Origin of the sequence: Sinimarinibacterium arenosum, assembly GCF_005047655.1 — a bacterium.
Lineage (GTDB): Bacteria > Pseudomonadota > Gammaproteobacteria > Nevskiales > Nevskiaceae > Solimonas.
In genome coordinates, this window is record NZ_SUKF01000003.1 from 85,421 (window position 1) to 98,081 (window position 12,661).

Annotated in this window: 10 protein-coding genes and 1 pseudogene; 10 read left to right on the top strand and 1 reads right to left on the bottom strand. The window is 57.7% G+C overall.

The annotated features are described in order from the left end of the window. Positions 1 to 3 precede the first annotated feature (3 nt). On the bottom strand, positions 4 to 783 hold the full coding sequence (locus tag E4T66_RS06775; protein WP_211242803.1) for a hypothetical protein: 780 nt from the start codon (positions 781 to 783) through the stop codon (positions 4 to 6). A 462-nt stretch (positions 784 to 1,245) separates the two neighbouring features. Here E4T66_RS06775 and yajC point away from each other — a divergent pair, with 462 nt between their 5' ends. From yajC to E4T66_RS06825, 10 genes and pseudogenes are all read left to right on the top strand, one after another. Further along, on the top strand, positions 1,246 to 1,512 hold the full coding sequence (yajC, locus tag E4T66_RS06780; RefSeq protein WP_441347697.1) for a preprotein translocase subunit YajC: 267 nt from the start codon (positions 1,246 to 1,248) through the stop codon (positions 1,510 to 1,512). An 85-nt stretch (positions 1,513 to 1,597) separates the two neighbouring features. Then, positions 1,598 to 3,451: a protein translocase subunit SecD gene (gene secD / locus E4T66_RS06785; RefSeq protein ID WP_136848165.1), complete on the top strand. Its 1,854-nt coding sequence runs from the start codon at positions 1,598 to 1,600 to the stop codon at positions 3,449 to 3,451. 103 nt (positions 3,452 to 3,554) lie between these two features. Beyond that, positions 3,555 to 4,484: a protein translocase subunit SecF gene (gene secF / locus E4T66_RS06790; RefSeq protein WP_136848166.1), complete on the top strand. Its 930-nt coding sequence runs from the start codon at positions 3,555 to 3,557 to the stop codon at positions 4,482 to 4,484. A gap of 368 nt (positions 4,485 to 4,852) precedes the next feature. Next, positions 4,853 to 5,827: a UDP-glucose 4-epimerase GalE gene (gene galE / locus E4T66_RS06795; RefSeq protein ID WP_136848167.1), complete on the top strand. Its 975-nt coding sequence runs from the start codon at positions 4,853 to 4,855 to the stop codon at positions 5,825 to 5,827. Positions 5,828 to 6,214: 387 nt separating this feature from the next. After that, entirely contained in the window at positions 6,215 to 6,961 is a 747-nt protein-coding gene (locus E4T66_RS06800) for a sugar transferase (protein WP_169577516.1), read from the top strand. A gap of 188 nt (positions 6,962 to 7,149) precedes the next feature. Continuing rightward, positions 7,150 to 8,532 carry a phosphohexomutase domain-containing protein gene (locus E4T66_RS06805; protein WP_136848169.1) on the top strand — a complete coding sequence of 461 codons (1,383 nt, stop codon included), beginning with the start codon at positions 7,150 to 7,152 and terminating at the stop codon, positions 8,530 to 8,532. A 343-nt stretch (positions 8,533 to 8,875) separates the two neighbouring features. Continuing rightward, entirely contained in the window at positions 8,876 to 10,300 is a 1,425-nt protein-coding gene (locus E4T66_RS06810; protein WP_136848170.1) for a mannose-1-phosphate guanylyltransferase/mannose-6-phosphate isomerase, read from the top strand. Between the two features lie 124 nt (positions 10,301 to 10,424). Continuing rightward, positions 10,425 to 10,598 (top strand): 2Fe-2S iron-sulfur cluster binding domain-containing protein, encoded by a 174-nt coding sequence (locus E4T66_RS06815; protein WP_136848171.1) that lies wholly within the window; start codon positions 10,425 to 10,427, stop codon positions 10,596 to 10,598. A 157-nt stretch (positions 10,599 to 10,755) separates the two neighbouring features. Then, positions 10,756 to 10,954, top strand: a pseudogene (locus E4T66_RS06820) (transposase); the annotation flags it as partial. Positions 10,955 to 11,274: 320 nt separating this feature from the next. After that, positions 11,275 to 12,657, top strand: coding sequence for a flippase (locus E4T66_RS06825; protein WP_136848172.1), 1,383 nt, complete (start codon positions 11,275 to 11,277; stop codon positions 12,655 to 12,657). Positions 12,658 to 12,661: the final 4 nt, after the last annotated feature.

The following is a 12,661-nucleotide window of genomic DNA, read 5'->3' on the forward strand; positions in this document are numbered from 1 at the left end:
GAATCAGTTGCCGCCGGAACCGGTGATCGTGCCGTCGTTACGGTCCGGATCATCCTGGCCGCTGGCCAGTTCGTCCGCTGCGTCAGTGCCCTCTGCGACGCTGGCTGCTTCATCGTCGATCTCGGACTGGCTGAACTGATCGCCCAGATCGCCGTCGGCAATATCGTCGGCCAACAGGCTCAGAACGTCCTGAGCATCCAGACCCATGCCTTCAGTCAGATTCGCCAAGGCCGCAAGCACGGCAGCATAGGCGCCCGCGTTGCCCGAAAGCGTGTCGAGGTCGTCCAGTGAGTTGACAACCTGCGGCAGTGCCAGGAGGTCGCCCAGGCCGAAGAACGAAGCAATATCACCGAGGACGGTATCAACCTGACCGTCGGTCACAGTGCCGCCAAGAGCAAGCACCGCTTCGGCAGCAACATCGGTCAACGGCGTTACAGCGAGCGAGGTGGTATCGCTGGGGGCGACTGCCTTCATCGTGCCGGTGAAGGTTTCAAACTGGCCGGTCGCTTCGTTGAAGTACTGGCCGCCGGTGCAGGAGAGAACATACGGCTCTGACGGAGCCGGCGACAAAGTCATCGTGAAATTGCCGGAGCCGTCGGTGGTGCCGCTGCCCAACACAGTCCCGCTCAGGGTCGTCACTGTGCAGGTGGCATTCAACAGCGCGCCCAGTGCGGCACGGCCATCGATGTCAACTTTGGACTTGTGGTGGTTGTTGCCGCAGGCGCTGACTGCAACGGTAATCAGGCCGATCGCGCTGGCCTTCAGAAAGCTGTTCATGTTCATCGATCAACCCATCCCTTTTGACAATAGAACTTTGCGGAACTGCCGGAGCATTGACTCTAGCCTTGACGCAAAAAATGTACCTTGATTGAAGGTGACTCAGACCGCCGTGGAGTGCGCGCACGGTGATACGCCGAAACCATATTAAACAAGTGCACTCTTAAATCAACTATACGCTGTCACACGCGCATGGCGCATGGTGCCCATCGTACCTCGCCCGAACAAGCGAGGGGACAGACTAGCGCATTTAAATGACAAACTGGTGCAGGGCGACCCTTCGTTGTGCATGCATTGGGTTTTTTGGGCGTCGCCGACGCTGGGGTCAGATTTAAAGTCGGGCTCAGTCGGCGACCGTGGCATAATCCGCGCCTCGCAATTGACCCTAACGACCAACGGAGCTTTCCTGTGCTGGATTTCTTGATCAGTCCCGCCTACGCCCAAGCCGGCGCTGCGCCCAATCCGCTGATGCAGTTCCTGCCGCTCGTGTTGCTGGTGATTCTGTTCTATTTCATGCTGATCCGGCCGCAGATGAAGCGCACGCGCGAGCACCGCGACATGCTCGGCAGCCTGGCCAAGGGGGATGAAGTCGTCACCTCCGGTGGCTTGGCCGGCAAGGTCGCCAACATCGGTGAAGCCTATGTCACCGTTGAGATTGCTGAAAACGTGGTGATCAAGGTTCAGAAGTCCGCGATCAGCAGCGTACTGCCGAAAGGATCCCTCAAGGCCCTGTGATCGAGGTGGCGCGGCGGCATGCCGCGCCCGCTGTCGCATCCACGCGTTGGAACCTTCCGGGGTTGCGACGCACTGAAGCATTGCCATGAAGCCATACGCCACCTGGAAGTACCTCATTCTCGTCGTTGCCATCGTGTTTGGTCTGCTGTACGCAGCACCCAACCTGTACGGCGACGATCCCTCGGTGCAGATTTCGCTGGAGAGCGGCGACCCGCTGCCGGCCGAATTTGCCGATCGGGTCTCCAGCATTCTGGCCGACGCTCAGCTGACGCCGCTGGCCAGCGATCTCGAGGAAGGACAGTGGATCGTCCGTTACGGCAGCTCCGAGGGGCAGCTCAAGGCAGCCGACGTGCTCAAGCGCGAGTTGGGCCGCAGCTATGTCGTCGCGCTGAACCTGGCCCCGAAAACGCCGGAATGGCTGCGTGCAATCGGCGCCAAGCCGATGAACCTGGGCCTGGATCTGCGTGGTGGCGTGCACTTCCTGCTCGAGGTGGATATCAACGATGTGCGCGAGCGCGCGGTTGAGCGCATCGTCAACGACGTGCCGGCTTTGCTGCGCAAGGAAAACGTGCGCTACACCGGGCGCCGGCAGGTGGCCGCAGCCGGTGTGCTGGAGTTTGCCGACGCCGAGCATGTCGACGCTGCGCGCCGCGTGATCGCGAGCAATTTCCCGGAATATCAGCTGTCCTCGCCTCCGGACGCGCCGTTGAGTCTGCAGATCAGCCTGTCCGAGGCTGAAGCCAAGCGCATCGTCGACTTTGCGGTGCAGCAGAACCTGACGACCCTGCGCAATCGTGTGAACCAACTCGGCGTGGCCGAGCCGCTGGTACAGCGGCAGGGTGCGAACCGCATCGTGGTGCAGCTGCCCGGAGTTCAGGACACCACGCGGGTCAAGGACTTGCTCGGTGCCACCGCGACCCTGGAATACCGCGCTGTCGCCGAAGATGACGCCGCCTCCGCGGCCCGCACCGGCATCATTCCGGTGGGTACGCAGTTGTTCTATACGCGTGACGGCCATCGCCCGTATCTGCTCAAGCGCGAATTGATCGCCGGCGGGGACAATCTGGTCGATGCCGCGGCCACGGTGGATCAGGACGGTGGCCCGGCGGTGAGCGTCACGCTGGACGGCGCCGGTGCCAAGCGCATGTTCGAGTTCACCGAGAAGAACGTCGGCAAGCCGATGGCGGTACTGTTCAAGGAACGCGAGGTCGTCACCAACTACAACGCCAAGGGCGAGCCGATCCGTGAGCATCGCGAGGTCGAGGAGATCATCTCGGTCGCCTCGATTCGCGGTGTGTTCGGCAAGCGCTTCCAGACCACGGGCCTGGGCAGCAAGGAGGCCCATGATCTGGCACTGCTGCTGAAGGCGGGCGCCCTGGCGGCGCCGGTCGATATCGTTGAGGAGCGCACCGTCGGCCCCAGCCTCGGCGCCGACAATATCCGGCAGGGTTTCTCCGCCGCGTTGCTGGGCCTGACGCTGGTCGTGATCTTCATGGCCTTCTATTACCGCGTGTTCGGCCTGTTCGCGATTTCGGCACTACTGCTGAATCTGGTGATCCTGCTGGCGATCCTGTCCGTGCTGCAGGCCACCCTGACCATGCCCGGTATCGTCGGTGTGGTCTTGCACATGGGTATCGCGGTCGATGCCAACGTGCTGATTTACGAACGTATTCGCGAAGAGTTGCGGGCGGGGGCCAAACCGCATGCCGCCATTGAAGCCGGCTACGAGCGCGCGTTCCTGACCATCGCGGACGCCAATATCACCGGCTTGATTGCGACGGTGGTTCTGTTCGTGCTCGGCGAGGGGCCGATCAAGGGCTTCGCCATCACGCTGGCCATCGGCATCATGACCTCGCAGTTCACGGCCATCGTCGGATCGCGCGCGCTGGCTCAGCTGGTCTTCGCCAAGCGTCAGATGAAGGACGTGCCGATATGGTGAGCCTGCAGCCAGAAATTACCGCTCCGTTCGGCAGGGATGCAGTGCCGTCTGCATCGGGCCTGAATCTCGAAACCATGCGCACATTCCCTTTCCGGGACATCCAATGAAATTCTTCGCACGCGTTCCCAACATTGATTTCATGTCGCAGCGCAAGGTCGGGCTGACGGCTTCGACCCTGCTGACGCTGGGTGCGATCCTGCTGGTACTGGTCCGGGGCCTGAACCTGGGCATCGACTTCACCGGCGGCGTGCTGGTTGAAGTGCAGTATCCGCAGACCGTGGAGCTGGACTCGGTCCGCTCCAATCTGGCCGAAGCGGGGTACGAGCGTGCCGTGGTGCAGTACTTTGGCGCCAGCACCGCGGTATTGATCCGCCTGCCACCCGCGGAGGACGCCTCGTCGGCGCAGGTCAGTACCAACATCCTGCACGCGCTGAACGCCGAACAGAACGGCATTTCACTTCGGCGCATCGAGTTTGTCGGCCCGCAGGTGGGCGACGAACTGGCTGAAAAGGGCGGCCTGGCGCTGCTGTTCGCGTTCATGGGCATCATGATCTACATCGCCTTCCGCTTCGAGTGGAAGTTCTCGGTGGGGGCGATTGCTGCGCTGATTCACGATGCGGTGATGGTGCTGGGCTTGTTGTCCCTGCTGCAGGTTGAATTTGATATCACCACACTCGCGGCCATCCTGGCGCTGATCGGTTACTCAAATAACGAGACCATCGTCATTTTCGATCGTGTGCGCGAGAACCTGATCAATCAGCGCAAGGGCGACGTGCTGGATATCGTCAACCTGTCGGTCAACCAGACCCTGCTGCGCTCGGTGATCACCCATTTGACCACGCTGCTGGTGCTGGTCGCCTTGTTCTTCCTCGGCGGCTCCAGCGTCAACAGCTTTTCGATCGCGATGATCTTCGGTGTCATCGTGGCCACCTATTCGTCGATTTACGTCTCGACCAATCTGGCGGTCGCGCTCGGCGTCTCGCGTGAAGACCTGTTGCCCTCGCAGGACAAGGAAATCGACGAGCTGCCGTAACCTCAGGCGGAGGACAAACTCCGCCCGCTCCAGTCCCGCAGCGCTGTGGCGCGGCCTGTGTAGGAGCCATCGTTCGCGGTTAAGAGGACACTCGTTCGGGTCGAGTCGCGCGAAGCGCGTATCGAGACCTCGCATCGCAGTCGCTTGGCGGCTCGCGATGGGCTCCGCTCTCGACGCGAACGGCAAGTTTCACGAGGCCGTGAGGTGCACGGTCCGGATTTACTACACGGCCAGTCCTCATTTGAGTGTTGCTCTGCAACATACTTGCAGTACCATAATTAAAACGTTCCTGAGTCCCGCCTGACGCGGGAAAAAAGGGAGCAGTCGCACGGCCAGGCGCATCGGTCAGTACGCAAGAGGCGAGGGTTATGAGGATTCTGGTTGTCGGCGGCGCCGGATATATCGGCGCTCACATGTGCAAGTTCCTGTCCGAGCATGGACACGAACCGGTCGTGTGCGACAACCTTTCGACCGGACACCGCGCCGCCGTGCGCTGGGGCAGCCTGTCCGAAACCGATATTGGCAATCCCGAGGCGATTGATCTGCTCCTGGGCAGCATACGTTTCGACGCCGTGATGCATTTTGCAGCGGCATCGCTGGTCGGCGAATCGGTCGCCGATCCGTTGAAGTACTACCGCAGCAACATCGCCAACACCGTCAACCTGCTTGACGCCATGCGGCGCCACGGCGTCAGGCGTCTGGTGTTTTCATCGACCGCCGCGGTGTATGGCGAGCCCAAGGCAAATCTGATCGATGAGCGTCATCCGACCAGTCCATTGAACCCCTATGGGCGCACCAAACGGGTGATCGAGCAGATGTTGCAGGACTGCGTCTCAGCCTACGGTTTCAAGGCAGTCGCCTTGCGCTATTTCAACGCCGCCGGTGCGGACCCGTCCGGGTTGATTGGCGAACACCATGAGCCGGAGACGCACTTGATTCCGCGCTTGTTGCGCCGCGCTGCCGGAGATGACCTCGATGTCCGTATCTTTGGTGATGATTACGACACCATCGATGGCACCTGCGTCCGGGATTACATCCACGTCAACGATCTCGCCGATGCGCACCTGAGGGCCTTGCAGACGCTGGATCTGCTGCCGGGCTTCCAGGTTTTCAATCTGGGCAACGGTGCCGGATATACCGTCCGGCAGGTGGTGTCCGCGGTGGAATCGGTGATCGGCCGACCGCTCGGCATTCAGGTGGGCGCACGTCGGGCAGGGGACCCCAAGGCACTGGTGGCCAGCAGCGTGCGCGCCAGAGAAGTCCTGGGCTGGTCCCCACAGTGGACCGATCTGACGGCCATCGTGGAATCCGCCTGGCGCTGGCATCAGAAACCGGCGTATTGATGTGACCGTGCGCACATTGGATTTTGTCGTGCGGCAGGAAGATGCCGTGTGTCCCGGAGCGCAGCCCGGCGGTCGTTTAACTGCAGAGTCCGATGCGCCGCGTCAGGCAGGATGCCCTTGCACTTAAATTGTGCAAAGTATGTGGTTCGCCGTAAGCTGCGAACGATGAGTCATTTGGTAACAAGATGTTTACTTTTGGCATGGATAATGCGGGAAGTTGAGCTGCGGAATTTGGATCGCGGGAAAATGGTGCGAGTGGACAGTGCCTGCAAGCATCTTGGAAACTTAGGTGAAGATGTGCTGTTAAGTCATTGACGACGCTCGAGCAGTCGCCACAGCTTCTCAGGAAGAGTGAGAGCGAAGCCGGCAGGGATGGGAGGCTCAGGAATGGATGGAAGTAGCGGAGTGTTGGAGTTTCTAGCGACGAAGGAGGGGGGCAAGTCTCCTGAGAATCTGCCGAATCCCGGAGGACTTCGCTATGGCCCCAAGGATGATTTTTCGGTTGATTGCGCCGAGACGCCTCAGATTCCTGCGACGTTCTGGCGAGTCCGTGGCAAGCGCGCATTTGACTTGGCATTCTCTGCGGCCTTTCTGGGAACGGTGGGCATTTGGTTGATCCCAATTATCGGCGCTGCAATCAAGCTGGACTCACCCGGGCCGGTGTTCTTCAGGCAGCGTCGGACGGGTCTCAACGGGCAGACCTTTACCTGCTTGAAATTCCGCACCATGCGGCATTCCCCTGGCGAGGGATTTAAGCAAGCCAAGCAGAATGACCATCGCGTTACGCGCGTGGGGCGCTTCCTGCGCAAAACGAATCTGGATGAAATCCCTCAATTCATAAACGTGCTGCTTGGGGACATGTCCGTCGTTGGGCCACGGCCCCACGTGCCAGAGCTTGACGCAAAGTTCTCGTCCTATGTCCCGGGCTACGCCCAGCGGCACTTGATCAAGCCCGGTGTTACCGGCTTGGCGCAGGTTTCCGGATGCCGTGGAGAAACCCGCAGCGTGCGGGAAATGCGCAATCGGGTACGGTTTGATTGTTTCTATCTCCGAAATGCCGCGTTCGGTTTAGACATGCGGATCGTGTTCTGGACCGTGAGCACGATGTTGGGCGGTGACGATCGAGCGTACTGATTGGGCCGGTCGACAGTTTGCAGACCTTGCTCATTTTTCCGCACTGTGTGTGGTCTCGGTGACTAACACCCGAGGTCTATTGTGCCCGGTTCATGCGGTTCAGTTGCCATGAACTGATGTGATTTGAGCGGTCAGAACAATCACAATGCTTCGCCGGCAGCGGCGACGCAGTCAAATTCGAGCGTACCGTGGCACTTTCTTGCTTCAAAGCTTACGACATCCGCGGTCGGGTTCCGGACGAGCTCAACGACGAGCTCGCATACCAACTCGGCTTGGCATTCGCGCAAACGCTGAAAGCGCGTCGGGTTGTGGTGGGTCACGATGCCCGGCACAGCAGCCGTCCACTGTTGATGGCTCTGACTCAAGGGCTGAATGAGGCGGGCGCAGAAGTGTTGGATATCGGCCTGTGTGGGACCGAGGAAGTTTACTTCGCCACGTTCCACGCGAAGCTTGACGGCGGCATCATGGTCACCGCCAGCCATAATCCGATCGACTACAACGGCATGAAGCTGGTGCGCGAAGGCGCACGCCCCATTTCTGGCGATACCGGCCTGCGCGAACTCGAAGCCCGTGTCGCTGCGGCACTGGCTGACAGCGAGACCGCAGGACGGACAAAGTTTGAAGGCGCTCATGCCAGCCCCCCAATGACATCAACGTCATACCGTAGTGATTACGTACGCCATCTGCTCGGCTACGTGAATGTCGATGAGCTCAAGCCGCTGAAGATCGTTGTCAATGCCGGTAACGGCACGGCGGGTCTCGTGATTGATGCGCTGGCCCCGCAGCTGCCGTTTGAATTGATCCGAGTCCATCACGAACCCGATCCGGATTTCCCCAACGGTATTCCGAATCCCTTACTGCCGGAGAATCGCAGCGCTACGGCGGATGCGGTTCGTGCGCATGGTGCAGATTTCGGTGTCGCGTGGGACGGTGACTTCGACCGTTGTTTCCTTTTCGACGAGCACGGCGGATTCATAGAGGGCTATTACATCGTTGGCCTGCTCGCCGAAGCTTTGCTCAAGCGTGAGCCCGGCGGAAAGGTTATCCATGACCCGCGCTTGACCTGGAACACGATTGATATGGTCCAAACTGCAGGCGGCATCCCCGTGCAGTCCAAGACCGGCCACGCATTCATCAAGGAACGCATGCGCAAAGAGAACGCGATCTATGGTGGAGAAATGAGCGCGCACCACTACTTCCGCGACTTTGCCTATTGCGACAACGGCATGATCCCATGGCTGCTGGTGGCAGGCCTTGTCAGTGAGAAGGGACAAACCCTATCGCAGCTCGTTGGGGATCGCATGCGTAAGTTCCCGGCCAGCGGCGAGATCAACCGCACCGTGTCCAGCATCCCCAAGGTTCTGGACCGGATCGAGTCCACCTACGGACCGAACGCCATAGCAGTGGACCGCACTGACGGCATCAGCCTGGAATTCGAGAACTGGCGCTTCAATCTGCGAGGCTCAAACACCGAGCCAGTGCTGCGCCTCAATGTCGAATCCCGCGCAGACGAAAGCCTGATGCGAACGAAGACCCAGGAACTCCTGGAGCTGATCGACTCATGCAACTAACGGAAACGCCCCGCTCGCATCGAGTAGTTCACGCAGTGGACGCTTTGAGCTTCCCGGGTTCAATGCAAAACATCATCCGTTCGCATCGAGTAGTCCGCGAAGCGGGCGTATCGAGATGCCAAAGGTCCGCCACTACACTCCCGTTCGCCTCAAATAGCTCACGCATTGAGCGTATCGAGACGTCCAAACACAACCTCAACATCCCTCCGTTCGCATCGAGTAGTCCGCGAAGCGGACGTATCGAGATGCCTCACCTGCAAAGCAAAGACGCTCCCCGTAAGCAGCGGAAATTCCGAACAGAGACCGGAATTACCCGCGCAAGCAACGGAGCGCAAAACCAACCATGACCACCATCGTCCCCGTACTCCTGGCCGGCGGTTCAGGCACCCGACTGTGGCCCTTGTCGCGTGAAGCCTACCCCAAGCAGTTTCTCAAGCTGGGTGGCGAACACACGCTCATTCAGCAAACTGCACTGCGCGCGCAACAGATCGAAGACGCAGCTCCGCCAATCGTGATCTGTGGCGATACCCACCGATTCCTCGTCGCCGAGCAGCTGCGTGAAATAGGCATCGAAGACGCCACCATCATCCTGGAGCCGGAAGGCCGTAATACCGCGCCGGCAGCAGCGATCGCCGCACTGCAAGTCAGCAAACAGTATGGCGGCGAAGCATTGGTATTCTTGATGAGCGCTGACCATGTAGTCAGGGACACAGCGGCGTTCTGCAGGTCAGCGCAAATTGCAGCTGCGACCGCGCAAGCCGGCCGATTGATGGTTTTCGGTATCAAGCCAACGAGACCGGAAACCGGATACGGGTATCTCAAACGGGGAGCTGAGCTACCTGGCGGCGCGTTCGAGCTGGCGCAGTTTGTTGAAAAGCCAGAACTCGAGCTCGCCGAAGAATTCATCAAGAAGGACGACTACTCATGGAACGGGGGGCTGTTTCTGTTCCCGGCGCGTTTGTTCATCGATGAACTATGCGTATTCGAGCCCGAAATGGTGGCCGCTTGCGAGGGGGCGCTAAACGCAGCCAAGATCGACCTCGACTTCATCCGACTGGATGCTGAATCCTTCAAGCAAGCCCGCTCTGAGTCCATCGACTACGCATTGATGGAAAAGACCGACAAGGCCGGGTTGGTGCCAATGGATGCCGGCTGGGATGACGTTGGTTCGTGGAGCTACATGTCGACATTGCCGAAGGATGAGCGAGGCAACTATTCCTTTGGCGATGTCATGATGGAAGACTGCGACAACACAGTCGTCCATTCCGAGTACGGCATGGTGGCTGCACTTGGTTTGAAAGACCAAGTCATCGTCGCGACCAAAGATGCCGTGCTCATTACGACGCAGGGCCGCGTACAGGATGTAAAGACAATCGTAAGTCGCCTCAAGGCGGCAGAACGTGAGGAGACGAAAAATCATCCTGTAGTGCACCGCCCGTGGGGCAGCTATGAGTCAATTGCCGAGGGTGGTCGCTTTCAGGTTAAACGCATTGTGGTCAAGCCTGGGCAGAAGCTCAGCTCACAGATGCATCACCATCGTGCCGAGCATTGGATCGTTGTGAAGGGAACTGCCAAGGTGACCTGCAACGGGCAGGAACTACTTCTGGGAGAGAACCAATCCACATTCATTCCCCTCGGGGGCGTACATCGTCTTGAGAATCCCGGGAAGGTTCCACTGGAATTGATCGAGGTCCAGTCGGGCACCTATCTCGGAGAGGACGACATTGTGCGGTTTGATGATATCTACGGACGGGATTCCAAGGGTTGAATCAGACTAAGGGTCCGCGTGACGGGGGCGGAGAATCTGATTGAACATGATCTGCAGCAATAACCTCCATCGACGTCAAATGCGGTGAACGCCGCTGGTCCTTCGACAGCGACCTCGGGGTCTCATGCTCGACCAGTTGATCGCCCAGTCGGCGCCGGTCAGCTACTCCTGCCACCGCGGCGACTGCGGCCAGTGTGCCGTTGACTTTGTCGATGGGCAGGTGGTCGCCATCGACCCAGCTTTCCCACTCTGGCAGGGCGGGTTGCAGTTGTACTTGATGCTGCCGACCGAAAACTGACCACCTCTGCCGATTGAAAATTGACTAGGGGTGAAAGCCGGGGGCTGGTGCCCCCGGCGTAGTCTGATCGTATCGATTGTCAGATGATTTCGTCGATTTCCTCCTGTGCTTTGGTCTTGGCCTGCTCGCGGGACTTAATACGTATCTTGGCGGCGCGCGTCTCAACGGCGAGATCAAGCGCCGAACCGATGTCGTCGGCATCTTCCCAAACGAAGCCGCGATTACGCGGCTCGTCGGCGCCATCCTGCTCGATCAGAACGACGAATGGGTGGTCCAGCGGGCTCGCTACATGACCCGTGAGACGATGATAGAAATGCTCGCCCCCCCCCATCCAACTACCCGCTGTGGCAACCTGAACACCGTAGCCCGACCCAGCCAGCCGCCCACCGGCAGATCGAAGACCTACACCACGTCGCGGGACACGATCGCTGCTCGTATCCGCTCTTAGCAAGACTGCGTTGCTTGATCATCAACCGTCCGACATCCTTGCCTTGCAATGCCATCTATTCTTTCGCATCACAGAGACTGTGCAGAGCATTCCTAAAGGAAAGAACCATGAAAATCGCCATTGACGGCAACGGCTACGTCGGCCGGTCCAACGCTATTCATCCCATGCCGCCACGAGATCCGTTTCTGGAACAATTCCGATCATAATTAAGATTGTTCCACCAAAAACATGATTGAACCAGCTATCCAGTATAACGGCGTTATGCAACACTCAATAAGAACAAGGCTCCTTTCCGGAACTGCATGGGCTTTAGCAGGCAAAATTATTTCATTGATATTGGGCTTGTTAGTAAGTGCGCTATTAGCACGGTTGCTTACGAAAGATGATATGGGAGCCTACTTTTTGGCGCTGAGCTTGGTTAGCATCGTTGCGATAATCGGGCAACTTGGCTTGCCCCAAATATTGGTGCGATTCATAGCAGAGGCAACGGCTTGTGATGACTATCAGCAAGCCAGGCAGGTTGTACTAATTTCCTTCCGAAATGCGGGCATAGCTAGCTTTACGCTCTGCGCCGCAACTTGGTTATTTGGCTCGACCCCTTTAACGACTTTATTGAAATCGCGCACGCTAGAAACAGTATTGGGTGCGGTAGCAATTTGGATCTTAGTGTCAGTTTTTCAGAGTCTAGTGTCAGAAACATTTCGGGGTTATCACGACATACGGTTCGCCTCATTGTTTGGCGGATTATTGGCCAGCTTAGTTTCATTTGTGATGTTATCTTCAATATGGTTCTTTATCGGACACGCAGAACTGGGTGAAGTCATATGGATTGTAATTGCAGGAGCGACGTTCAGCCTTTTGATTGCCAGTTTCACAATCGGTAAACGTTTAAATATAAATGTGACTCGAAATGTAAATGCAAGGGCAATACAATCAAAAGAGGTAATGCAAGCGGCATGGCCCTTATGGGTAACAGGCATCACTCTTTTTTTTATAACGCAGGCCGATATTTGGGTTCTGGCATTTTTTAAGCCAACATCAGAGGTCGCAACTTACGCAGCTGCTTCACGTCTGGTTGCTTTGGTATCTATGTCATTGATAGTGGTTAATGCCGTCATTCCGCCAATGATTTCAGAGTTATATTCACAGAAAAATAAAACGGAGCTGGAAAAACTGCTGCGTACCACCGCGACTGTTGCCGGCATTCCCGCAACATTAGTGCTTGTGTTACTCATGTTGAATAGCGAAGCCATTATCAGACTGGTCTATGGTGATAAATATCAAGCAGGAGGAATAGTCATGATCATTTTGGGGGTGGGGCAGCTAGTTAATGTGTGGGCCGGATCATGCGGAATGGTATTAATGATGACAGGTCACCAGAAATCAATGATGGTGATAACCATAGCATGTGGTGCTATTACCGTCATCGGCGCCTTATTACTTGTAGTGCCCTACGGGGCTGTTGGTGTTGCGACATCTGCAGCTTTGGGGATGACCTTGCAAAACCTAATGCAACTTATTGAAGCAAAAAGAAAAACCGGTGTTTGGTCGCATCTTGGTCTCATAAGATTACAACCCATTATTGATTTAATGAAACCGCCAAATATGTAGAGCG